Source organism: Lysinibacillus sp. EB271-A1-10B, assembly GCF_058791335.1.
This window is the reverse complement of the sequence record NZ_JBYTDL010000006.1, coordinates 26,021-51,098: the sequence shown is the minus strand read 5'-3', so window position 1 is coordinate 51,098 and position 25,078 is coordinate 26,021. Positions and strand designations below refer to the sequence as shown.

Genomic DNA, 25,078 nt, shown 5'->3' with positions numbered 1-25,078 from the left:
CAATACATTTTGTATGATATTTTTATATTCTGGTTTCGAGCTTTTGCAAGGATTATTTAATGAATGGCAATATTAATATAAGTTGATTGAAGTGGAGACTGGACGACTCCTTGGGGATCAGTAAATAGAGGAACGAAGGCTAAGACCATCACATCCTGTGATAACGCCTTCGTGACCAACATCGTGCTGTTGCTGTCGCTGCGCTTTCGCACAAACAAAACCAAAACCCTCTGCTGTCGCTACGTTGCACTCACGCTTTCGCGCAAAAGACATCTGTTGGCCCGAGACCCTGGAGCGAGCCTTGCGAGTGAAGCGGCTCATCGGACGCCCCCAGGAAGCTCTGCTCTGTGCGAAAGCGAAGCGGCAGCTACAAAGCGCCCAGTCGGAACGGAAATCAACCCCACTTTATGGTGATAGGCATTTATAATGGGGTTTTGAATTTTGAATCGTATATTTTATAAATATCTTTCATTTATAGATGGTATGTTATGAAAATGATAGAAATTTATAATTTTTTGTTTCGTATATGACTATTATCTGATAGAATGATAATGTTGAAAAATAAAAATGGGGGTAATAGTTGTGAAGTTGCAAATTAGTAAGTGGCTCCAGAATTTAGGGATAGCCTGTAGTATTGCATCGTTATTTACACTTTTCTTCCGTCTATCAGATTTTGCATGGATCACAAAAAGTGTTTATCATATACCAGTATTTTTTGTTATTTTGTTTTTACTAAGCTTGGTCATTGCTGAGGATGTACGAAAAATATTTAAAAGAATATTTTGGTACGAAAAGCGAAAAGTTAAGCGTCCTATTTGGCAAGTAGGGATTGGCTTCATTTTCTTTTTAGCACAAATCAGCGCTGTAATGGTGTTCGATACAGAGCTTACACATCCACAGCTTGGCGGTATGCCAATGTTTTTAGTGTTTGCCTTTATGAATGCTTTTATTTTGACTGTCATATATGAAGAAATTTTCTATCGTAAAGAAAAAACAAATAGAGTTAGTAAATAACGACAGAGAAGTCAATTACAATAAGTGATTGGCTTTTTTTGTGTAGTTAAACATACGTTAATCTATTGCTGTAGAAATTTTGGCGATTTTCAACGTTATGATTGGTAAAATACCTGTTTTCTCGATAAAGTAAAAGGAAGAGGCATTTTCAAACATACGTTTTCGTTTTACAATTAAGAAGACGAAAACGCAGGAGGATAAAATCATGACAAAGGATAAATTGCTATTATTGGACGGCAATAGTTTAGCGTATCGCGCTTTTTTCGCGTTGCCATTATTAACGAATGATAGTGGAATTCATACGAATGCAGTGTACGGCTTTACAACGATGCTACAAAGAATATTGGAGGAAGAGCAACCAACGAAAATTTTGGTTGCCTTTGATGCGGGTAAGACAACCTTCCGTCATGAAACATTTACGGAATATAAGGGTGGTCGACAAAAGACTCCACCAGAATTATCTGAGCAGTTCCCTTATATACGCAAGCTTATCGATGCTTATGGTATTAAGCGATATGAGCTTGAAATGTACGAAGCGGACGATATTATAGGGACACTTGCCACTGAAGCTTCGACTCAGGATATGGATGTCATCGTTGTATCAGGAGATCGTGACTTAACACAGCTCGCGACTGAGCAAGTAACAGTATACATTACGAAAAAAGGTATTACTGAAATTGAAAAAAATACACCTGCTTTTATTGCAGAAAAATATGGCTTAACGCCTGGACAAATTATTGATATGAAAGGTTTAATGGGGGATTCTTCAGATAACATCCCTGGTGTACCAGGTGTCGGTGAAAAAACGGCTGTTAAATTACTTAAAGAGCATGGTTCAGTAGAGTCGCTTTATGCGGCAATGGATACGGTGAAGGCTTCTAAAATGAAAGAAAAATTAGTTGCCAATGAAGAACAGGCACTAATGAGTAAAAAGCTAGCTACTATTTTTACAAAAGCGCCGATTGATATAACGCTTTCTGATCTTGCTTACAATGGTCCGAATGAGGAAGAATTAATTAGTGTGTGGCAAGAGCTTGGTTTTAAATCACTACTAGAAAAAAGTGATTTTACTGTCCAAGAAGAGGAACAGGCACCTTTTGACTATGAAATTGTGGAAGAAGTAAAGCAAGAGCATTTAAAAGATGTAATGGCAGTGAACTTGGAGTTAGAGGACGAGCATTATCATACTTGCCAGCAACTAGGTATTGCATTAACAGATGGAGAGAAAACAATGTACGTGCCTTTTGATCTTGCGGCTAAATCAGATGTTCTTCGTCTCTGGTTAGAAGATGCTACTAAAATAAAGTACATGTCTGATTCAAAAGCATCTCAAGCTGCGTTAAAACGTGCGGGAATACGTTTAGCTGGTGTGGAATTTGACTTATTGCTTGCTTCTTATATTAATAACCCTGCGCTAAGTGGAGATGATGTGGCAACTCTTGCAAAAGAACTGGGCTATCGCAATGTGCAGGCAAATGAGGCTGTTTATGGTAAAGGCGCGAAACGAGCTATACCAGCTATAGATGCACTTGCTGAGCATGCTAGCCGCAAAGCCTTTGCTGTGTGGTCTTTACAGCCAAAGCTTGAGACATTGTTAAAGGAAAATGAACAATTCGAGCTCTATAAAAACTTAGAACTTCCACTTGCTTCTATTTTAGGGGAAATGGAAAGTGAAGGGATCACGGTCAATCGTGCCACATTAGAGAAGATGGGTCAGGAATTGAATGACAAGCTAATTGTTATTGAACAAGCAATTTATGCTGAAGCAGGAGAAACCTTCAATATTAATTCACCAAAGCAATTAGGCGTTATTCTCTTTGATAAGCTTGGTCTTCCTGTTATTAAAAAGACGAAAACAGGTTATTCCACTGCAGCGGATGTATTGGAAAAATTAAAACCAGAGCATGCGATTATTGAGCATATTCTTTTATATCGCCAGCTAGGAAAATTACAGTCAACTTATATCGAAGGCTTACTAAAAGAAATCCATAAAGAGGATGGTAAGGTGCATACGCGATTCCAGCAAGCGTTAACAGCTACAGGGCGTTTAAGCTCAACGGATCCGAATTTACAAAACATCCCGATTCGTTTAGAAGAAGGGCGAAAAATTCGTCAGGCATTTGTGCCATCGAAAGAAGATTGGATATTATTTTCTGCCGATTATTCGCAAATCGAATTGCGTGTATTAGCCCATATGTCGAATGATAAAAATTTAGTCGAAGCTTTCCGTGAAGGTATGGATGTTCATACACGTACAGCAATGGATGTATTCCATGTTTCAGCAGATGAGGTCGATAGTAATATGCGTCGCGCTGCAAAAGCGGTGAACTTTGGTATTGTCTATGGGATTAGTGATTATGGCTTATCACAAAACTTGGATATTACTCGTAAGGAAGCTGCTACATTTATCGAGAAATATTTTGCGAGTTTCCCAGGTGTAAAACAATACATGGATGATATCGTCCAAGATGCGAAGTTTAATGGTTTTGTGACAACGATTTTAAATAGACGTCGTTATTTACCTGACATTACGAGCTCGAATTTCAATCTACGAAGCTTTGCAGAGCGTACTGCGATGAATACACCAATTCAGGGAAGTGCAGCTGATATTATTAAAAAGGCAATGATTGATATGGATGCTCGTTTGAAAAAAGAAAATATGCAGGCAAAAATCCTTTTACAAGTGCATGATGAATTAATATTTGAAGCACCTAAAGAGGAGATTGCATTGCTTGAAAAAATAGTACCAGAAGTTATGGAGAACGCAATCGAGCTTTCAGTACCATTAAAAGTAGATTTTAACTACGGTGCAACTTGGTACGAAGCAAAATAAGGAGAGGTTAAAATGCCTGAATTACCAGAGGTTGAAGGTGTCGTCCAGGCATTAAAACCTAAAATTGAAGGGCGGACAATTCAACAAGTTCAACTATCTGAAATTATTCGTTTTTCCTTTGGGGAAGGAAAGCAATGTATCGTGAAGCAAGCCGAGCCTGATGCATTTGAAATATCGTTGTCTCAAATGACGATTACAACAATAGAACGACGAGCAAAATACATCTTCTTTCATTTACTGAAGGAAGATGTCCCTTATGTGCTTGTTAGTCATTTAGGGATGACAGGTGCTTGGTTTGTGGTAAATTCGCCTGAGGAAATCCAAGAGGTGAAATTTAAAAAGCATATTCATGCTACATTTCAAATGGTAGATGGTGGCTATTTAATTTATTCAGATATACGCCGCTTTGGTGAACTACGTTTTCTAACAAAAATTGAGGAACATGCACCATTAACAAAAATGGCACCAGAGCCATTCGATGAAATAGCATGTGATTATTTTATTGCGAAATCAAAGTTGCCGAAATATGAGAAAAAGGCCGTTAAAGATGTAATTATGGATGGGCAAGTCATTTCGGGCTGTGGTAATATTTACGCAACAGAAGCATTATTTGCGCAAAAAATTCATCCGGCCCGTACAATGAACCGCATTAGTGAAAAGCGTAAACGTGAATTGTTCGAGGCGATTGTCGCTATTTTACGCCAAAGCATTGAAGCAGGCGGTTCAACAATTTCAGATTATCGTAATATAAATGGTGAGGCTGGAAGTATGCAGAATCGACTGCAAATGTATGGGAAGAAGTTGTGTCCAACGTGTGGAACTGCAACGAGCCAAATGACGATAGGTGGGCGCACATCAGTCTTTTGCCCAAATTGTCAACATTAAAGGGGATTTAACTATGATTATCGGATTAACAGGAAGTATAGCGAGCGGAAAAAGTACAGTAGTAAAAATGATGACAGCACTTGGTTTACCAATTGTCGATGCAGATATTGTAGCGCGTGATGTTGTTGAACCAGGAACGGAGACTTTAAAGCTAATTGTTGAAAATTTTGGACAAGATATATTGCTAGAAGACGGGAGTTTAAATCGTGCTAAGCTTGGCGATATTATTTTTCACGAGCCTGTTAAGCGTAAAATGTTAAATGATATGATGCATCCTGCTATTCGCAAGGAAATGTTACGCCAGCGCGATGCGTATATAGATGCCGGAGAAAAGCATGTTGTGATGGATATTCCACTTTTATTTGAAAATAAATTACAGCATTTTGTCGAGCGCATTATCGTGGTATCGGTTAGTGAAGAGGTACAGCTCCGTCGATTAATGGAGCGTAACAACTTATCAAAGGAGGATGCACTAGCACGAATGCATTCTCAGTTACCAATGTCAGTCAAAGAAAAAGGTGCCCATGCGGTTATTTACAACAATGAAAATTTAGAACAAACAGAGCACCAACTGAAAAAAATCCTGACATCTTGGGACGTATTATAATTAATTAAAAATCTGTAAAATCATTCGATGCGTAGCAATGCCATATTGCTACGCATTTCATATTGTTAAAAACTATTAAGTCATTGAAAATAAGGTGTCACATTAAATAAAGTATGGCTCTTTCGGCAAAACAGGGGGTGATTTCCGTTCCGGCTGAGCGCTTCGTTGTTGCTGTCGCTTCGCTTTCGCACAGATAAAACATTCGCTGCCGCTTCACTTTCGCGCAGAGCAGAGCTTCCTGGGGGCGTCCGATGAGCCGCTTGGGGCAACAAATGTTTTCTGTGCGAAAGCGTAGTGCTAACGTAGCGGCAGCGACAGGATGTTGGTCACGAAGGCGTTATCACAGGATGTGATGATTTTAGCCTTTGCTCCTCTATTGCTGTTCCCTAAGGAGTCGCCCAGCCCCCACTGCAATCAACCTACATGTATTCTAATGCGTCACAATTATAAGTTTTTTCTGTTTGGTGAGTAGCATAACTTTTACTTTTTACCTATAGCATTAAATTATATTTATAAAAATTCTACGCTATTGCTGATTGGAGTGGAAGGCTACTCGACTCCCGTGCGAAAGCGAGTAGCCCGGAACGGAAATCATCCTTTAAAGAGCCATACCATTCACTGAGATTTCCTTGCCAATTTTGTTTTTTAATACTATGAATGCATAGCAAAAACACTTTGTTATGCATTTTTTTGTGAGTTTATACCATAATAAGGACTAATTTAGGCGATTTTATTTTTCAGAAAATAAGAACTTTAATATTATGAATATATAATGTTCATCTTTTTTGAAATTGTGTTATACTAATCACCATAAAGTATATAATTAATCTGAGTTTGCACTCACAGGAGGATTTTATAAATGACAGTATCAGTTGCTATTAATGGTTTCGGACGTATCGGACGTATGGTTTTCCGCCAAGCGATCGTACAAGAAAGTTTAAATATCGTTGCAATTAACGCCAGCTACCCAGCTGAAACGTTAGCACATTTGATAAAGTATGACACAAATCATGGAACGTTCGAGGGTTCAGTGGAGCCTGCAGGCGATGCTTTAATTGTAAATGGTAAACGTGTTCAAATTATTAGCGAACGCGACCCATTAAAATTACCATGGGCAACAATGGGTGTGGATATTGTTATTGAAGCAACTGGTAAATTTAATGATCGTGAAAAAGCAGCAATGCACTTAGAAGCAGGCGCAAAGAAAGTTATCTTAACTGCACCTGGTAAAAACGAGGACGTAACAATTGTTTTAGGTGTAAATGATGAGAAACTTGATATCACAAAACATGATGTTATTTCAAATGCTTCTTGTACAACAAACTGCTTAGCACCAGTTGCTAAAGTATTAAATGACACATTTGGTATCGAAAACGGTTTAATGACAACAGTTCACGCTTATACAAATGACCAAAAGAATTTAGACAATCCGCATAAAGATTTACGTCGTGCACGTGGTTGCGCACAGTCTATCATTCCAACATCTACAGGTGCTGCAAAAGCATTGAAATTAGTGTTACCGGAATTAGAAGGCAAAATTCATGGTATGGCACTTCGTGTTCCAACACCAAACGTATCATTAGTTGACCTAGTAGTTGATTTAAATACTGATGTAACTGTAGATTCTATCAATGCTGCATTCGTTAAGGCAGCTACTGAAGGTCCAATGAAAGGCATTTTAAACTTCTCAGTTGAGCCTCTAGTATCTTCTGATTACAATACAACAACTTACTCTTCAACAGTAGATGGACTTTCTACAATGGTATTGGGTGACCGCAAAGTGAAAGTGCTTGCTTGGTACGACAATGAGTGGGGTTATTCAGCACGCGTTGTAGATCTTGTGAAAAAAGTGGCAAAAGCATTAGAAACGGTTAATGCATAATCAAGCAAATATGTTGAGCACATTGAAATCCGAGTGATTTCAATGTGCTTTTTGTATTAGATTGTAAAATCTATGCTTGTACTTTCTGCTTTCAAGGCTTATCATGAGCACACTATCGTCAATGCGCTTTTCTTATACATAGGAAATTTGTTATAATAGAAATACTAAATTGTTGTGAAATCAGGAGAGTAATTATATGAGATGTCCATCTTGCCAATTTAACGGAACGCGTGTTGTGGATTCGAGGCCAGTTGATGATAATAAAGAAATTCGTAGACGTCGTGAATGTGAGTCATGTGGCTTCCGATTTACAACGTTTGAAAAAATTGAAGAGACACCGTTAGTTGTAGTGAAAAAAGAGGGTTCACGAGAAGAATTTAGCCGTGAAAAGGTACTTCGTGGACTTATTCGTGCTTGCGAAAAACGTCCTGTTTCTCTTGAAGTACTTGAAGGACTAGTAATGTCTATTGAAAAAGATCTTCGCCGTATTGGGAATTCTGAAGTCCGATCTGAGGATGTAGGAGAAATGGTAATGGATCGCTTAGCGAAAATCGATGAGGTTGCGTATGTGCGCTTTGCATCGGTTTACCGTCAATTTAAGGATATCAATGTCTTTATTGAAGAAATTAAAGAAATTATCCAACGTCAAACAGAGCAGAAATTATAGGAAATAGAGAGGGGAATGACGTTGATCCATTTGTATAAGGAATTACAGCCTGCTGATTCTTTTGACATTCGTCTACCTCATGCACTTTCTACGCAGGAACGTCAATTAGTAACGCTTTTTTATCAGCCTTTAATTGGAGCGGAACCAATCAGCCTTTATTTAACATTATGGGCAGAGGCTGAGCAAATGCCAAAGCAGCAAATGTCACATTATTATTTAATGAATGTGTTAGGTCTTCCTATTGGCAAAGTATTTGAGGCACGTATTGCGCTTGAAGCAATTGGCCTGTTACGTACATGGAAAAAAGAGGATGATGGCGAGCGAAGCTTTTTATATGAGCTGATACGTCCACTTGATGCGGATAGTTTTATGAAAGACCCACTGCTGTCGATGTTTCTATTTAGTAAAATCGGGGAGCAAGCTTATCGGAAGTTACGTCAGCGTTTTATTCCATCTACAAGAGATGCAGAATTTAAAGATGTATCGCGTGCCTTCATAGATGTTTTTAAGCCTGTAAGTACAAGGATTCCAGATGATTTACAAGTAGATACTAGTCGTAAGGACACACAGCAAAAGATATATCCGTTTTATTTTGACCAGTTTGACTTTGAACTGCTGCAAGCGGGCTTATCGGAGCAACTAGTCCCGGCAAGCCTACTTACATTTGAGGTGCGCGAAACAATAGCGAAATTAGCATTTTTATATCGCTTAACGGCACTCGATATGCAAAAGGTAGTAATTCTGGCATTAGATGATGATCTAGGTATTTCATTGGAACGTTTACGTAAGGCCGCTGCGGATTTTTATAAGCTAACGGTATCAAAGGAACCACCAAAGCTTGCTAGAGTGACTGAGACGTCATCCGTAGAAGAACCGGGCCAAAAAACAAAGGACCAGGAGCTTCAGCAATATTTAGAGACGACTCCCCCAGTGCAAGTATTGCGAGATATCAATAATGGCAAAGAACCGCTACAGACCTCCGTACAGCTTGCAGAGAGTTTAATTGTCCAGCATGGAATGCCGGTAGGGGTTGTTAATGCTCTTCTGGAATATGTAATGCTAACAACTGATATGAAGCTACCTAAGAAATATGTGGAAACGATTGCGGATCATTGGGTACGTAAAAATATTCAAACAGCAAAAGAAGCAATGGAGCTAGCACGTAAAGAACATGATAAGTACACTACGTGGAAAAATAAACCTCAGTCTTCGGCAAAAAAGAACTCTTACACAAAAAATCGCCGAGAGGAAAAAGTACCGGATTGGTTTTATAAGCGTAATGAAAAATCAGAGGAAGTATTAAAAGATACACCAAATACTGGCGCTACTGATTTTGAAAAGGAAAGACAAAAGATACTAGAAAAATTAGGTAATATTCAAAATAAGGTAGGTGAATGACAATCGAACCGATTAATGGACCATTGAAAAGAGCAATTAAGGTACCATCATTTCAAGAACGATATGAAGCGGTGCGTAAAGAAATATTAGAAAACCCTCGTGTGCAAGAGTTTTTAGCTGAGCATATGGATGAGTTAAGCTATGATGCGGTTGAACGTAATTTACCGAAGCTTCATGAATTTATTAGTCAATCTACAGTCTGTTGTGGCTGTGACAATACAGAAAATTGTACAAATTACTTAAAAGGTTTTTTACCTACTTTACGTGTAGTAAGGAGTACTGTTGAAATTGATTATGTACAATGCGAGCAAAAGATACGTGAAGATGAGCGCCGTGATGTTGCTAATATGATAGCAAGTATGCATATGCCAAAGGATGTGCTACAAGCTACTATCAGTGATTTATTTATTGATGATCATACACGTGTTGACATTGCAAACCGTGCGACTGATTTTGTTCAAAATGTACTAGATACAGGGGATTTGCCTGCTAAAGGCTTTTATTTATATGGTCAATTTGGAGTGGGGAAATCTTTTGTGCTAGGCGCATTAGCTAATGAACTTGCGAAAGCTAAAGTAAAGTCAGTTGTAGTTTTCGTACCTGAATTTTTACGAGAAATGAAAAATGCAATTGGCGATAACACATTGAATGAAAAAATAGACTATGTGAAAAAGGCACCAGTGCTAATGCTTGATGATTTAGGAGCCGAAACAATGACTGCTTGGACGCGAGATGAAATTTTGGGAACTATTTTCCATTACCGCATGGCAGAGCAATTGCCAACATTCATTACATCTAATTTTAATTACGATGAGTTGGAGCATCATTTAGCACAGTCACAAAAAGGTGACATAGAAGTCGTGAAGGCTGGGCGTGTTATGGAACGTATTAAAGCCTTGACAGAGCCGATTAAAATGGGCGGGCAAAATAGACGTCTGTAAGATTGGCAGTTGCATTTTATGACAATCGAGCGTATACTGTCACATATAATAATTAACTTCTTTCAACCGGTGTCCAAACACTTACTGAAAAAGTTAAAGCCTTCGGATTATGCCGAGGCATAATTGATCAAATGCATTGATGAGGACATGAATTTTGTGTAAGGCTTTTAGAGAGGGAAGTCATTGGCTGTAAGCTTCCTAGTTTGAGCACATTATTTACTACCTGCTGAGCAGCGAAAGGGATAATCTTTCGCCGGTCCCTAGCCCGTTAGCTAGCCTTGAGCTTCGTCTGACTATAAAAAGTCGGAAGGAAGAAGGGTGGAACCACGAGCATACGCTTCGTCCCTTTCGTAGGGACGGAGCTTTTTTTATTTTCGTTCAGTGGAAAATAGTGGTGAACGAATGCGGATGTAGTTTCTTTTCAGTGAGTGTCCAAACACCTATTGAATGAGGATCAATTCCGGGGATTCTTTGACTTCAATCATGCATCACAACAAAACTATAAGGAGTGCAGAAAAATGTCAGATATGATTAAATTAACTTTCCCAGATGGCGCTGTAAAGGAATTTGCAAAAGGCACATCTACTGATGACGTAGCATTATCAATTAGCCCAGGACTTCGTAAAAAAGCATATGCGGGTAAAGTAAATGGTGTCTTAGTCGATTTAAAAACACCAATTGAAGGGGATGCAACAATCTCAATTATTACTCAGGATGATAAGGAAGCATTGGAAATCTTACGTCACTCTACTGCGCACTTAACAGCACAAGCGATTAAACGTTTATTCCCAGATGTTAAACTTGGTATCGGTCCAGTTATTGAAGGTGGCTTCTACTACGATATCGATTCACCAACTCCAATCACTGCTGAAGACTTACCAACAATCGAAAAAGAAATGAAAAAAATTATCGCTGAAAACCTAGAGATAGAGCGCAAAAATGTAAGCCGTGCAGATGCACAAGCGATCTATGAAAAAATCGACGATGAATATAAATTAGAATTACTTGAAGCGATTCCAGAGGATGAGCAAGTTTCTATTTACCATCAAGGCGAATTTTTCGACCTTTGCCGTGGTATCCACGCACCATCAACTGGCAAGCTTCGTGAGTTCAAACTACTTTCATTAGCTGGTGCATACTGGAGAGGTAACTCAGATAATAAAATGCTACAACGTATTTATGGTACTGCTTTCTTTAAAAAAGAAGAATTAAAACATCATCTACAAATGCTTGAAGAAGCAAAAGAACGTGATCACCGTAAAATCGGTAAAGAATTAGAGTTATTTACAACTTCTCAAAAAGTTGGTCAAGGTTTACCGCTTTGGCTACCAAACGGTGCGACAATCCGTCGTGTTATTGAGCGCTATATTGTAGATAAAGAATTATCTCTTGGTTATAAGCATGTTTATACACCAGTACTTGGTTCTAAAGAGCTGTACCAAACTTCTGGTCACTGGGATCATTACCAAGATTCTATTTTCCCACCAATGGAAATGGACAATGAAACATTAATTATGCGTCCGATGAACTGCCCTCACCATATGATGGTGTACAAAAACAGCAAGCATTCTTATCGTAACCTACCATTACGTATTGCTGAGCTTGGTACAATGCACCGTTACGAAATGTCAGGTGCTGTTTCAGGTTTACAACGTGTACGTGGGATGACTTTAAATGATGCACATATTTTCGTTCGTCCAGACCAAATTAAAGTGGAATTCCAAAAAGTAGTACAATTAATTTTAGAAGTTTACAAAGACTTCGATTTAAATGATTACTCATTCCGTTTATCTTACCGTGACCCAGCGGATACTGAAAAATACTTCGACGACGATGCAATGTGGGAAAAAGCACAAAGCATGTTAAAAGAGGCTATGGATGAGCTTGGCTTAGAATACTTTGAAGCTGAAGGTGAAGCGGCATTCTACGGTCCTAAACTAGACGTACAAGTAAAAACTGCAATAGGTAAAGAAGAAACTTTATCAACAGTTCAGCTTGACTTCTTATTACCAGAACGCTTTGACTTAACTTATGTAGGAGAAGATGGTAAACCACATCGTCCAGTTGTTATTCACCGTGGTGTAGTATCAACAATGGAACGCTTCGTTGCCTTCTTAATCGAAGAATACAAAGGTGCATTCCCAACATGGTTAGCACCAGTACAAGTTGAAGTCATTCCAGTTTCAAACGAAGCACACTTTGATTATGCTAAACAAATTGAAGAGCAATTAACTGCAGCAGGCTTACGTGTTGAAATGGATGACCGTGAAGAGAAACTAGGTTACAAAATCCGTGAAGCACAAATGAAAAAAATCCCGTATATGCTTGTTATCGGAGACAAAGAAGTAGAGGCTGGTGGCGTAAATGTACGTCGTTACGGCTCAAAAGATTCAGAAACAATTAGCTTCCAAGACTTCTTAGCTAACATTAAAGCTGAAATTACAAAATAATTTTAATGCTTTTGCAGGCGAATTCGATCAGATTGAAGAAGGATTAGGATTCGCCTGGCAAGAACATAAAAAGTTTGAGATGACATCCGTATGCCATTTATATAAGTTGATTGGAGTGGAGGCTGGGCGACTCCTTGGGGATTAGCGTCACAGATGAGACCCTGGAGCGAGCAACGCGAGTGAAGCGGCTCATCGGACGCCCCCAGGAAAGCGCCCAGCCGGAACGGAAATCAACGACCACACGTTATGATGATAACCACTATAATGGTTTAGATTAAAAGTTTTTAGGTTACTTTATCTTCATTCAGAAGAAGATTCCCCCTCTAAAAGTGTAGAGATAAATGGGGATGTGGTTCCATTTTAGTGTGTAACCAAACTCATACTGAATGAAGATAAAGCCTCCGGCGGATGTCACGGATTTTGAAAGGAATGAATTGTGCTGGCACAATTCAAAATCCAGACGCAATTACGCCAAGGCGAAATTGTTTTAGAAATAAGCTAAAAAACATTTGACAGCTTATAAAAGTACATGTTAATATAGTTAAGGTTAATGAATACAAAGTTTGTGGTTGAAGTAGAGGCTGCCCGCTTCTCACCTGATACAACGCTCTTGGGCTGTGAACAGGTATGACACGTTGAATTGTTTTGCGTAGACTTGCGCATGCACATATAGCGGGCGGACATCTTCAAAGTGTCCGTCCTTTTTTTATGGACATGACAAGATGATGTACCGTTCAACCGGGCAAGGCTTTGCCCAAACCATGTATTCGCGACAACTACTTGGAGGTGGATTACTATTAGCAAAGACATGTATGTAAACGAAGGCATTCGCGCACGTGAACTTCGATTAATCGATCACAATGGTGACCAGCTTGGTGTAAAGACACGTAACGAAGCGCTAGAAATCGCCACTCGTGTAAACTTGGATCTTGTCCTTGTGGCCCCTCAAGCCAAGCCGCCAGTCGCTCGTATCATGGACTATGGTAAATTTAAGTTTGAACAGCAAAAGAAAGACCGTGAAATTCGTAAAAATCAAAAGGTCATCGTAATGAAAGAGGTTCGTCTGAGCCCAACAATCGATGAGCATGATTTCCAAACGAAGCTACGTAATGCTATTAAATTCCTTGAAAAAGGTGATAAAGTTAAATGTAGCTTACGTTTCAAAGGTCGTGCGATTACACATAAAGACATTGGTCAACGTGTGTTAGATCGTTTTGCTGAAGCTTGTGCTGAAGTATCGACGGTTGAACAAAAACCGAAGATGGAAGGCCGAAGCATGTTCTTAGTTCTTCAACCAAAGAACGAGAAATAATATTAGACGAACAGTTTAGGAGGAATTCGACATGCCAAAAATGAAAACTCACCGTGGAGCTGCGAAACGTTTCAAAAAAACGGGTTCAGGTAAATTAAAATATGACCGTGCTTATGGAAGCCACTTATTCGCAAACAAATCTACAAAACAAAAACGTCACCTACGTAAAGCAAACATCGTTTCATCTGGTGACTTCAAACGCATCAAATCATTACTTGTATACATGAAATAATTTGACAACACAAAATAACTAATATTCATTTTTTAATGAAAAGCAGGAGGTAATTCATATGCCACGCGTAAAAGGCGGAACAGTGACGCGCAAACGTCGTAAAAAAGTATTGAAATTAGCTAAAGGTTACTACGGTTCTAAACATACATTATATAAAGTTGCTAACCAAGCAGTAATGAAGTCAGGTCAATATGCATACCGTGACCGTCGTCAGAAAAAACGTGATTTCCGTAAATTATGGATCACTCGTATCAATGCAGCTGCTCGCATGAACGGTCTTTCATACAGCCGTTTAATGCACGGATTAAAAGTTGCTGGTATCGAAGTTAACCGTAAAATGTTAGCTGACCTAGCTGTAACTGATGCAGCAGCATTCACTCAATTAGCAGACACTGCAAAAAAAGCAGTAGCTAAATAATTTTTGACAAAGTCAAAAATTATTTCTGCACCGAAAGCGAAGCGACAGGTGCAAAGTTATTGAAAGACTGATGGATTTATCCGTCAGTCTTTTTTGTGTTAGAGTAGTAGTAAATAGAAAATTAAAAGGAGTATTCAATGGGGCAAGCATTATTGGCTTATATGGCGATTGTTTCTATCGTCCTGCTCGTTATGATGGGCATGGATAAATCAAAAGCAAAAAAACATGAGTGGCGTATTGCAGAACGTACGTTATTTACATTAGCAATTGCTGGGGGTGCAGCAGGTGGCGTGCTAGGAATGTATTTATTCCGTCATAAAACACGACATAACAGCTTTGCATTTGGTTTCCCACTGCTAGCAGCTATTCAAATATTTATCTTAGTACAATTATGGTGATAAAACCGGAAAATGTTCCGATAAATCACAAAAAGATTCCGATAAAACCCGAGAATGTTCCGATAAAACTCGAAAACATTCCGATAAATAAAAACACATCCTCATTCTGAGGATGTGTTGTGCATAAGCTTTTCAATGGGCTGCTTCCAATTTATTTTTGCGCTCGGATAGTTCAATAGAATTTCTTGCTGTAAGTATACAAAGTCTTTTTTCGTAAAACCTTGCAGTGTAGCGGCGTCACGGGCGCCAACGAAAATCGTCACAACTTCAAAGGCATCTTCAGTCGTGCCGAGGTATTTTTCACCTTCGAAAAGAGCACCCTTGTAAGAGATAAAGAAATTTTTCCGGACATTTTTGACGTCATCATAAAAATAATACTGGCCTTTTTCATAGGCCTCATCAAGTTTTCGCTTAGGATCGGTTATATAACGAATCGCTTTATAAAATACATAGATAATAAGCGTAATAACAGCAAGACGAATAAGTAACGGCAACATTTTTAATTTCCCCCTTGAAGAAAGGTTATTCCTTCCTATACGATTGTAAGGGGCAATTAGTTTCACTTTATATAAATATTTTTAAGAAATTTAGGAGAAAAAAATGAATTTACAAAAATTGTTTAAAATGCAAAAAGAGCTTGATGACTTCATCGAAAAAACTCAAAATATTGAACGTGATGTATTTAAAGAAAAAGGTTTAGCCTTAATGGTAGAGCTAGCTGAACTTGCAAATGAGACACGTTGCTTTAAGTTTTGGAGCACAAAGGGAGCTTCGGAACGTGATGTGATTCTAGAAGAATATGTGGATTCGATTCATTTTATATTATCACTGGGCCTATTAAAAGGTTATACAGCGATAGAAAAATGGCCTGTGATTGAAGAAAAGAGAGATTTAACAGAGACATTTTTAATGACACAAGACAATATTTTAAGTTTTATTAGTCAACCAACTGAGGATAGATATTTAGTGATCTGGCAATGCTATGGATTACTTGCGTTTAATCTAGGCTTTACGTTTGAGGACGTAGTTGCGGCATATATAGAGAAAAATGAAGAAAATTATAATCGTCAGCGTTCGGGGTATTAAAGTAAGAAATCCAACAATTTTCAGACGATTTAACTAGGAATATTTCGGTAAACGAAGTATAATAGAGGAGATACAAGAGTCGGGAGGTAAAAGGATGACACAGCTAGATTCAACATTACAAATGTTTAAAGATTTAACAGATGCGAATGGTATAGCAGGTAATGAACGTGCACCGCGCGAGGTCATGAAAAAATACATTGGACCATATGCAGACTTAGTTGAACAGGATAATTTAGGTAGCGTCATTGCTAAAAAAGTTGGCGATGAAAATGGCCCTAAAATTATGGTTGCAGGTCATTTAGATGAAGTAGGCTTCATGGTTACTCAAATCGATGACAAAGGGTTCATCAAATTTCAAACTGTAGGCGGCTGGTGGAGCCAAGTTATGCTTGCACAGCGTGTAACAATTACAACACGTAAAGGCGATGAAATTATTGGGGTTATTGGTTCTAAGCCACCTCATATTTTACCAGCAGATGTGCGTAACAAAGTGGTAGACATTAAAGATATGTTTATCGATGTTGGCGCAGCTTCAAAAGAAGAAGTTCTAGAATGGGGCGTCCGTCCTGGCGATATGGTAACACCATATTTCGAATTTAATGTGATGAAAAACGAAAAATACTTATTAGCAAAAGCATGGGATAACCGCATTGGCTGTGCAATTGCCATTGATGTTATGAAAGCTTTGCAAAATGAAAAGCATCCAAACATCCTTTATTCTGTAGGGAATGTTCAAGAGGAAGTAGGGCTTCGTGGTGCGAAAACGGCTACACATAAAATCCAACCAGATATCGGCTTTGCTGTCGATGTAGGTGTAGCAGGAGACACTCCAGGGGTAACTGCAAAAGAATCAACTAGTAAAATGGGTGCTGGTCCACAAATCGTTGTTTACGATGCATCGATGGTCTCACACCGTGGCTTACGTGAATTCGTATTAGATGTGGCTGATGAGCACAATATTCCATATCAATTCGAGGCAATGGCTGGTGGCGGTACAGATGCTGGCTCTATCCACGTAACTGCAAATGGTATACCAGCACTATCAATCGGTATTGCTACACGTTACATCCATTCACATGCAGGTATTTTACATCGTGATGATTATGATAATGCTGTAAAATTAATGGTGGAAGTTATTAAAAAGTTAGACCGTGATGCAGTGAATAAAATTATTTTTGACTAAGCGTGGAAAGTACTAAATAGATATACCATAATTTTGCCTTCTAACAAACATGTTAGGGGGCTTTTTTGAAATAAGGACTTGTTTGAAATTCAATCATACACGCAAGTCCTATTCTTATTAAAATATAGCCCCTTTTAGCCATCCGTGAAGCGCAAAATCAGTACTTCAACGGAGCTCAGTAAAATATGTTTTATCTCTTCAACTTTACCCTCAAATTATTTAACTAAGCACATTTCTAATCTAATTCTGTGAATTGCATATAATATTGCATTGCTTGATTTAACCATTTTTGTTCATCTTCCGTGAAAGGGGAAGATGACATATTTTCGAATTTTTGAATATCCACCTCTTCTATATCTATATCGGCAAGTTTTTGTATCTAATTTTCACCAAGGTATGAAAAAGAAGCTTCTAAATATTCCTTAACCATCTCTTGTACTTTCAAGTCTTCTACTGGATAACCATATAATCTTTTCACTTCTTTAGTTAAATGAATAAATGTTTTATCCAATGCAATTTGATCTTCTTCTGATTTCTTTGAGTCTACTTCTCCGTCCTCCTCGACTAATGTAATTACTCTTTTAATTGCTCGCATTGTTTGCTCAATTTGTTCCTTTTCTTTTTCTAAAGCATATAAATGGAGGGACAAACTTTCATTTAAATCCATATTAAAACTTGATTCATTTAACAAAGTAGTAACTTTATCAAGGCTATACCCTAGAAATTTTAGACTGATAATTTTTTGTAAGGTAATAATATCTTGATGATTGTAAATGCGATGCCCTGAAGAAGGATTTTTTTCAGGTTGTAATATACCAATTTCATCATAGTAATGCAAAGTAGGAATTGGTATTCCTGTCCTTTTTGAAAATTCTCCAATAGAAAACTTTTTATTATTCATCAAAATTCCTCCTATCCATTGGTATAAGTTAATCATAATACATCAAGTAACTAGAGGCTCAAGAGAGAAATTTAAAGTTTGAGGTGATAGATAAATGGTAAATGTGCAAAAAATGAGATTGTCTGTTACAGACACCGAGACGGTATGGGGAGGTCTAATTCCCACACACCAATATTTGTGAATATGTTACACTAGACGTAATAACTGATTATTCAGTCATTAAACCAACGGGGTAGGTTAGTTAAAGAAGTGCTTAGAATAATGTTGCGATATGGACGCAAAGCAATGAGGGAGTAGTATGTTTATAGTTAGAACAGTTATTTTATGGATATTTATATCAACGATCATTAATGCATATTTAATGACATTACCCATACCTGTTTTACGAAAAAGAGATTATCCGGCTAACTATCTAATTAAACGAAATAATAGGATAGATATACAAAACAATAGGGAATGTGCAGCATTTTCAACAGCATATGTGTTGCGTCATTTTGGAATGGAGGCCGATGGTGATGAGTTATATACTAATTTCCCTAGTAAAGTGAGGTCAGGCAATGTATATCCAAAAGGAATCCGTACGTTGTTAAGAAAAAAGGGGTTTAAAACAAGCTATTATAAAGGAAATATAAATACATTAAAGTACGAAGTTAGTAAAGGAACTCCCGTAATTGTTTTTATTAAAGTACATAAGGATCGTAATAATTTGCATTTTGTCCCTGTCGTAGGATATGACAAGGAATATGTCTACCTTTTAGAATCACTAAGGGAACTGGCGAATTGTAATGATGATAACAATAGCTATAATCGAAAAGTTCCTATTAATGAATTTAGGAAACTGTGGAATGTGAAAAATATTAATATGGTTCTTTATAGCAATACTTACATAACTGTAGACGCCACGCAAAGATAATGATATTTTTACTCTAACAGCCCCCAAACTTAAATGTTTGAGGGCTGTTTTTTTATGTCGATAAACTAAAAAAGTTAGGCGATAAATTCAAAATTTTTATCGATAATTTAACAATACTTATCGATATATTCATAAAATCATCTATTGAACCTGTAAAAGCTGCAATATATCTTTACCAATTTGACTAGGGTTTGCCGCCAATATAGGAGATCGATAATTTGATAAAACAACGACGCCCGTTTGTTGTGTTTTATCAAACCCTAAATAACTTGAAAAAGCTTTCGTCGAACCATTATGCCAAATGATATTGTGATCGAGTTGCCATCCTAGACCAATACTTATATTTTCTGAAAAAGTTTCAGTTGCTTGATGTGTTAATGTATAACCTAAATTTTCATCACTTAAATGTACTTTCGTAAATTTTAAAAGATCATTAACAGTTGAACGGACTGCCCCTGCTGCCATAAATTCATTCATTTGGAGAGGTGGCTTTTTATGTCCGAGGATAGTGTATCCTTGCAATACTGCCTCTGCCTGATTGGTAGGGATAGAGATAAAAGTATTTGGCATATTTAAAGGATCTGTTAATCTTTGTTTGATAGCAGTTTCAAAATCAGTATGAAGTGTATTAGCTAAAATATATCCTAAAAGCCCCATCCCTACATTAGAATATCGAAATTTAACTTTAGGCTCGTCCGTATGCGTTTTAAAATAATGTATAGTCTCGTCCAGTGAATATTGACAAAAAGGATCACGAGGTGTCTGCGCATCAAAAACATTGTAAATGTTCTTCAGCACACCTATTCCCGGTAGCCCAGAAGTATGATTGGCTAAACGCTTGAGCGTAACAGGGTGAGTATCGGGAATTGCAGAAAAGTATTTGCCTATAGAATCTTCGACATGGACTTTTCCTTCCTGAACCATTTCCCCTAATATGGATGTAGTAAAAACTTTAGAAATTGAGCCAACTTCATATATGTAAGACTTTTCTTCCAGCATAAAATTCGAGCCACCGAAAGTAAAGGTAGCTTCCTGACCTTGAGATATGATACCAATGGATAAAGCAACATTTGGGCGAGTTTTTATATAGGGATAAGCAATTTTAAAAATGTCTTTTTTTAAATTATGTAAATCCAAAAGAATACCTCCATTATGAACGCTTATTTTTTTCCTGCTCCGCTGAAATAATAGAATGTAATTTCAAAAGTATGTCCTTTAATTGTAACAGGTCCTCTCGATTGAGCTATGAATAATATTTATAAATAATAGTAAGCTCAATTTCCTCCTGCTTTTGAAAATAAAGATGCCCTCGTTCATCTAGCTCTATAATCACTTCTCTACGATCCTTTTTACTCATTGTTCTTTTAATAAAACTTTCTTGCTCCAGCCTATTTACTAACTGGCTAACAGCACTCGCGGATGTCCCCATTAACTTTGCCAATTCATATGTTTGAAGGGGCCTTTCGTCTGAAGAAGATTTAAAAATACTGCTTGTTTTGTAGTTAATGTTTCATCCAACAAAGAGGGAAATTCTTCGGTTAACCTTAAATTGGTTTCATATTCAACTTGATTAATCTCCTAAATAAGATGTACCAATTCCTTATCCATACGTTTTACTACCTAAATAATTAATATATATAAATTATAAATATGTATTAACAATAATGCAATTTCCTTGAATATGCATAAATATTCGATTGTTCGCATTATTGTCACATCAGAAGGTAAAATTCTAACTTTTGAAAATAAACATAAAAATTCAGTTGATTTTATATTTATGCATTGTTATACTAATCCCAACAGCAACGAAACAAGGAGTGAAGGCTATGAAATTACTTGAGGAAGTACAGCTAAAGTTAGTAACTAGCTTAAAAGATAAGGACTTATTAACCTTGCTAGACTATACAAGTGAAGAGGTTCAGCAGTTAGTTGAGTTATCGACACAGCTAAAAATGATTACTAAAGAAGGGAAATGTCCGAAGCTATTAGAAGGTAAGACACTCGGTATGATTTTTGAAAAACATTCAACTCGTACTCGTATTTCATTTGAAGTAGGTATGAACCAATTGGGCGGAAAAGGTATGTTTATGCATGCGCGTGATTTACAGATTGGTCGCGGTGAATCTGTTTATGATACAGCACATGTGCTATCAGGCTATTTAGATGGCATTATGATTCGAGCGAATTCTCATGCAATGGTTGCAGAGCTTGCAGAGCATGCTTCTATACCGGTAATAAATGGACTAACGGATATTTATCATCCATGCCAAGCTTTAGCGGATTTAGAAACAATCTTTGAACATAAAGGTGAACTAAAAGGACTTAAAATTGCTTATGTTGGAGATGGCAACAACGTGGCGCACTCATTAGTAGTCGCTTCTGCGCATGTAGGAATGAATGTGGCAGTGGCAACACCGGTTGGCTATGAATGTGACGAAGAAGTAATCGCGAAGGCACAGGCTATCGCAGCAGTAAATGGTAGCATAATTACAATTACAAATGATCCTGTAGAAGCAGTTTTAAACGCGGACGTAGTATACGCTGATGTATGGACGTCAATGGGGCAAGAAGAGGAAACTGCGAAACGTCTACAAGACTTTGCTGGATACCAAATTAATGATGAGCTTGTCGCATACGCAAAGCCGAATTATATGTTCTTGCACTGTTTACCGGCCCATCGTGAAGAAGAAGTAGCGACATCTGTTATTGATGGACCAAATTCCTATATTTTTGAGCAAGCAGAAAACAGACTTCATGCGCAAAAAGCGGTTCTTGCATCGATTCTAGCATAGAACTTAAATTGCTCTACGTTTAGTAAGCACAAACTTGCTTTAAAGCTATACTTCTCGGTTTGGGAAGTACTATATAGACAGAGTTCACATTGGCAACAGGGGGTGTCACTGTGAATAACATAACGGTGGTTGCAGACAGAGGGATGTAAACCACGCGCGATGTATGTGATCAAGATGGATGACCACATCGCTACATAATAAAGTAACCTGGGAGACGCTAGGTTGCTTTTTTCTTGTTGCGCTGCCTTTCAAGGGCGCTCTTCAAATGAACAGTTACTTTGGAAAAATATAAATCCTAGTTTTCCAATCTTTTATAGAGAATTAAAACAATTATCTATATAATAGGATAAATAAGTAATTTAAGGAGGGCTCCGGTTGAACATTGATCATATCGAGGCATTTTTATATGTCGTGCATTATAAAAGTATTCATAAGGCCGCCAATGCATTGTTTTTATCTCAACCGACTGTGACGGCTCGTATTAAATCATTGGAGCGAGAGTTGAATGTCGAGTTATTCCATCGCGATGGGCGAAGTGTAATATTATCGGATAAAGGGAAGGACTTTGTTCCGTTTGCGACACAGATTGTGGAAACCTTTCAACGAGGGAAAAAACAATTAGAGGAAACGCAGGAGTCTAATGAGGTGTGTATTGGTACAAATGGAGTCACAGCACAATATTTTTTAGCTTACGCTTTGCCGAAATGGAAGAGAGACTTTCCGCATTTGCATTTTCAGATCATCACAGGTTCAACAGCGGTGATTTTAGAGAAACTGCAAAGTCATCAAATCAATATGGGTCTTATTCAATATGTTCATAGGGAAGGAATTTACAATGAGCTATTGCTAAGTAATGCGGTTAAACTTGTGATGCATCGGGAGCACCCCTTTATACAAAAAAATGTAATGAATGCAAAGGAAATGGCACGACAGAAAATGGTGTTTTTTGAATGTGGGGCTTTTGATTGGAATTATGTGCATAAAATGTTTGAGGTAGAGGGCGTATCAGCAAATATTGAAGTGCGAACGGATCATTTAGAAGTAGCGAAAGAATTTATCCGTACAAGGGAGTATATGAGCTTCTTACCACATCTTTGTGTAAAAAAAGAGCTTGAAAGTGGTGAATTTGTTGAGGCTGATGTTAAGCATTTACTTGATATGAATCAACATATTTTTTTAACATATAAAAATAAAGAGACGCTTGCACCAGCTTTATGGAAAACAATAGTAGAGACAGCTGTACAATTTGAAAGCATTTAAGAAAATTTAACTACTTTCAGCAATGGTCAACCACTTCTATAGGTGGTGAGATGAATGCGGGTTTAAGTGTTACTTTTCAAGGGTATCCAAACATCCGCTGAAAGGAGTTCACAGAGGATGTTAACCTAAAATCATCGCATCCATGGGATAACGGCTAACTGACCTGCATCGGTAAAAACGCCACGTCCTGTGGCATTACCGAAATGACCGACATCGTGTCGCCCTCGTGTTGTTGCTGTCGCTTCGCTTTCGCACAGACAAAAACGTGTTGCTGTCGCTTCGCTTTCGCACAAAAGACAATTGCGGACCTAAGCACACGGACACAATTATGCCGAGGCATAATTGATATTGATAAAATATTTTATATGACAGTAAAATTTTTTCTATTATGTAGCCCATTGCAAATTGTATAAATGAAAGGTATTATCTTCCTCAATCCTATTTTATTTATGATTCCATAAATAAAGTATTTTTTTACACTTAAAACATACTTAACCACTAAGTTTAGTAAAAATAAAATTTGAGGAGGAGTAAATATGGTGAGACAGGACAAAATTCGATTCGGGGCTATTATTCATGGTGTAGGTGGTAATATTTCAAGTTGGCGTCATCCGAAGGTTGCTAGCAATCAAAGTGTAAGCTTGCCGTTTTATATTCAACAGGCACAAAAGGCTGAGCAAGGGAAATTTGATGTAGCTTTTATTGCGGATGGTTTATTCATCAATGAAAAATCGATTCCGCATTTTTTAAATCGTTTCGAGCCACTAACAATCTTATCGGCGCTAGCAGTAACAACTAAAAACATCGGGTTAGTAGGCACTGTATCAACTTCCTATAGCGAACCATTTACAGTGGCACGTCAATTTGCCTCTTTAGATCATATTAGTGGGGGGCGTGCAGGATGGAATGTTGTCACGACCCCGTTAGAAAGCACTGCCTTAAACTACAATAAAACAATTGAGCAGCATCCGAGTCACGCAGAGCGCTATCAAATTGCTGAGGAATATTTAGAAGTGGCAAGGGGATTGTGGGATTCATGGGAAGACGATGCTTTCATTGCAGATGTAGAAAATGATGTTTTTTTTGATTCAACTAAGCTACACACATTAAATCATCAGGGGCAATATTTTTCAGTGCAAGGTCCGCTAAATATTGCGCGCTCTAAGCAAGGGCAGCCTGTTATTTTCCAAGCGGGTTCTTCAGATGCAGGAATTCGATTAGCCGCAAAGGATGCAGACGCAATCTTTACACATGGTACGTCATTAGAAGAGTCACAGAAATTTTATAAAAGAGTAAAGACTGAAGTTGCAGCATTTGGACGCAATCCAGATGAAGTTAAAATTTTCCCAGGAATTTCTCCGATTATTGGCGATACGCTTGAGGAAGCGGAAGCGAAGTATCAGGAAATCGTTGAGCTCGTTTCGATAGAGCGTGCACTTGCTTATCTTGGTCGATATTTCGATCATCATGATTTTACACAATATGATGTAGATGCTCCGTTCCCAGAGCTTGGTAAAATAGGAGCAAATAGCTTTAGAAGTACGACTGATTATATTAAAAAATATGCCAAACAAGAAGAGTTAACATTGCGACAAGTTGCTTTACGTGAAGCAACCCCAAAAACGGCGTTCTTTGGCACAGCAGAGCATGTTGCTGATCTCGTACAGGAATGGTTTGAAAAAGAGGCGGCTGATGGCTTTATTATAGGTGTTACTGTACCTGGAGCACTGGATGATTTTGTAGATAAGGTTGTGCCGATTTTACAGGCTAGAGGGCTATATCGTGAAGAATACGAGGCGGACACATTACGTGGTAACTTAGGTTTACCATTTAAAGAAAGCCGTTATGTCAAACAATCTGTCTAAAAACCTAGTAAATATATATGAATAAGTGTATTTGGAGGAGG

22 protein-coding genes and 1 pseudogene are annotated in these 25,078 nt (G+C 37.9%); 19 read left to right on the top strand and 4 right to left on the bottom strand.

Annotation, left to right across the window (positions count from 1 at the left end):
- Positions 1 to 582: 582 nt before the first annotated feature.
- From AC3WSK_RS10700 to AC3WSK_RS10640, 13 genes are all read left to right on the top strand, one after another.
- Complete coding sequence (locus tag AC3WSK_RS10700; RefSeq protein WP_079561578.1) at positions 583 to 1,014, top strand: DNA polymerase I; 432 nt, start codon at positions 583 to 585, stop codon at positions 1,012 to 1,014.
- Between the two features lie 205 nt (positions 1,015 to 1,219).
- Complete coding sequence (gene polA / locus AC3WSK_RS10695) at positions 1,220 to 3,847, top strand: DNA polymerase I (RefSeq protein ID WP_492412824.1); 2,628 nt, start codon at positions 1,220 to 1,222, stop codon at positions 3,845 to 3,847.
- 12 nt (positions 3,848 to 3,859) lie between these two features.
- On the top strand, positions 3,860 to 4,732 hold the full coding sequence (gene mutM / locus AC3WSK_RS10690; RefSeq protein ID WP_079561576.1) for a bifunctional DNA-formamidopyrimidine glycosylase/DNA-(apurinic or apyrimidinic site) lyase: 873 nt from the start codon (positions 3,860 to 3,862) through the stop codon (positions 4,730 to 4,732).
- A 13-nt stretch (positions 4,733 to 4,745) separates the two neighbouring features.
- The gene (gene coaE, locus AC3WSK_RS10685; RefSeq protein ID WP_427483102.1) at positions 4,746 to 5,339 is read left to right on the top strand and encodes a dephospho-CoA kinase; all 594 of its coding nucleotides are present in this window, start codon (positions 4,746 to 4,748) and stop codon (positions 5,337 to 5,339) included.
- An 859-nt stretch (positions 5,340 to 6,198) separates the two neighbouring features.
- Complete coding sequence (locus AC3WSK_RS10680; RefSeq protein WP_079561574.1) at positions 6,199 to 7,221, top strand: glyceraldehyde-3-phosphate dehydrogenase; 1,023 nt, start codon at positions 6,199 to 6,201, stop codon at positions 7,219 to 7,221.
- Positions 7,222 to 7,417: 196 nt separating this feature from the next.
- A complete protein-coding gene (gene nrdR / locus AC3WSK_RS10675; RefSeq protein WP_049667519.1) occupies positions 7,418 to 7,888 on the top strand; it encodes a transcriptional regulator NrdR in 471 nt (156 codons plus the stop codon).
- Positions 7,889 to 7,903: 15 nt separating this feature from the next.
- Positions 7,904 to 9,286, top strand: a complete 1,383-nt coding sequence (locus AC3WSK_RS10670) for a replication initiation and membrane attachment family protein (protein WP_492412820.1) — start codon at positions 7,904 to 7,906, stop codon at positions 9,284 to 9,286.
- Positions 9,287 to 9,288: 2 nt separating this feature from the next.
- Complete coding sequence (dnaI, locus tag AC3WSK_RS10665; protein ID WP_492412927.1) at positions 9,289 to 10,227, top strand: primosomal protein DnaI; 939 nt, start codon at positions 9,289 to 9,291, stop codon at positions 10,225 to 10,227.
- A 518-nt stretch (positions 10,228 to 10,745) separates the two neighbouring features.
- Complete coding sequence (thrS, locus tag AC3WSK_RS10660) at positions 10,746 to 12,677, top strand: threonine--tRNA ligase (RefSeq protein WP_079561570.1); 1,932 nt, start codon at positions 10,746 to 10,748, stop codon at positions 12,675 to 12,677.
- Positions 12,678 to 13,485: 808 nt separating this feature from the next.
- A complete protein-coding gene (gene infC, locus AC3WSK_RS10655) occupies positions 13,486 to 13,989 on the top strand; it encodes a translation initiation factor IF-3 (protein WP_024363824.1) in 504 nt (167 codons plus the stop codon).
- Positions 13,990 to 14,020: 31 nt separating this feature from the next.
- A complete protein-coding gene (rpmI, locus tag AC3WSK_RS10650; RefSeq protein ID WP_004226312.1) occupies positions 14,021 to 14,221 on the top strand; it encodes a 50S ribosomal protein L35 in 201 nt (66 codons plus the stop codon).
- Positions 14,222 to 14,279: 58 nt separating this feature from the next.
- Positions 14,280 to 14,639, top strand: a complete 360-nt coding sequence (gene rplT / locus AC3WSK_RS10645) for a 50S ribosomal protein L20 (protein ID WP_053592414.1) — start codon at positions 14,280 to 14,282, stop codon at positions 14,637 to 14,639.
- 137 nt (positions 14,640 to 14,776) lie between these two features.
- On the top strand, positions 14,777 to 15,037 hold the full coding sequence (locus AC3WSK_RS10640; protein ID WP_079561568.1) for a DUF1294 domain-containing protein: 261 nt from the start codon (positions 14,777 to 14,779) through the stop codon (positions 15,035 to 15,037).
- A gap of 101 nt (positions 15,038 to 15,138) precedes the next feature.
- Here the strand turns inward: AC3WSK_RS10640 and AC3WSK_RS10635 are convergent, their stop codons facing one another.
- Positions 15,139 to 15,534, bottom strand: coding sequence for a sigma-w pathway protein ysdB (locus tag AC3WSK_RS10635; protein WP_079561567.1), 396 nt, complete (start codon positions 15,532 to 15,534; stop codon positions 15,139 to 15,141).
- Positions 15,535 to 15,637: 103 nt separating this feature from the next.
- Here AC3WSK_RS10635 and AC3WSK_RS10630 point away from each other — a divergent pair, with 103 nt between their 5' ends.
- Both AC3WSK_RS10630 and AC3WSK_RS10625 read left to right on the top strand, forming a co-directional pair.
- Positions 15,638 to 16,123 (top strand): dUTP diphosphatase, encoded by a 486-nt coding sequence (locus AC3WSK_RS10630; protein ID WP_079561566.1) that lies wholly within the window; start codon positions 15,638 to 15,640, stop codon positions 16,121 to 16,123.
- 94 nt (positions 16,124 to 16,217) lie between these two features.
- On the top strand, positions 16,218 to 17,306 hold the full coding sequence (locus AC3WSK_RS10625) for a M42 family metallopeptidase (RefSeq protein ID WP_079561565.1): 1,089 nt from the start codon (positions 16,218 to 16,220) through the stop codon (positions 17,304 to 17,306).
- 235 nt (positions 17,307 to 17,541) lie between these two features.
- Here AC3WSK_RS10625 and AC3WSK_RS10620 read toward each other — a convergent pair.
- Positions 17,542 to 18,210: pseudogene (locus AC3WSK_RS10620) on the bottom strand (MerR family transcriptional regulator).
- Between the two features lie 295 nt (positions 18,211 to 18,505).
- Here AC3WSK_RS10620 and AC3WSK_RS10615 point away from each other — a divergent pair.
- On the top strand, positions 18,506 to 19,120 hold the full coding sequence (locus AC3WSK_RS10615) for a cysteine peptidase family C39 domain-containing protein (RefSeq protein ID WP_427483094.1): 615 nt from the start codon (positions 18,506 to 18,508) through the stop codon (positions 19,118 to 19,120).
- Positions 19,121 to 19,261: 141 nt separating this feature from the next.
- Here the strand turns inward: AC3WSK_RS10615 and AC3WSK_RS10610 are convergent, their stop codons facing one another.
- Positions 19,262 to 20,257, bottom strand: a complete 996-nt coding sequence (locus AC3WSK_RS10610; protein ID WP_079563207.1) for a serine hydrolase domain-containing protein — start codon at positions 20,255 to 20,257, stop codon at positions 19,262 to 19,264.
- 106 nt (positions 20,258 to 20,363) lie between these two features.
- Positions 20,364 to 20,606: a MarR family transcriptional regulator gene (locus AC3WSK_RS10605; protein WP_492412925.1), complete on the bottom strand. Its 243-nt coding sequence runs from the start codon at positions 20,604 to 20,606 to the stop codon at positions 20,364 to 20,366.
- A 340-nt stretch (positions 20,607 to 20,946) separates the two neighbouring features.
- On the opposite strand from AC3WSK_RS10605, the gene argF reads away from it, so the two are divergent.
- The 3 genes from argF (at position 20,947) to AC3WSK_RS10590 (ending at position 25,037) form a co-directional block, all read left to right on the top strand.
- A complete protein-coding gene (gene argF, locus AC3WSK_RS10600) occupies positions 20,947 to 21,912 on the top strand; it encodes an ornithine carbamoyltransferase (RefSeq protein WP_079563205.1) in 966 nt (321 codons plus the stop codon).
- Positions 21,913 to 22,287: 375 nt separating this feature from the next.
- On the top strand, positions 22,288 to 23,172 hold the full coding sequence (locus AC3WSK_RS10595; protein WP_079563204.1) for a LysR family transcriptional regulator: 885 nt from the start codon (positions 22,288 to 22,290) through the stop codon (positions 23,170 to 23,172).
- 536 nt (positions 23,173 to 23,708) lie between these two features.
- Entirely contained in the window at positions 23,709 to 25,037 is a 1,329-nt protein-coding gene (locus AC3WSK_RS10590) for an LLM class flavin-dependent oxidoreductase (RefSeq protein ID WP_492412814.1), read from the top strand.
- The last annotated feature ends 41 nt before the right edge of the window (positions 25,038 to 25,078 follow it).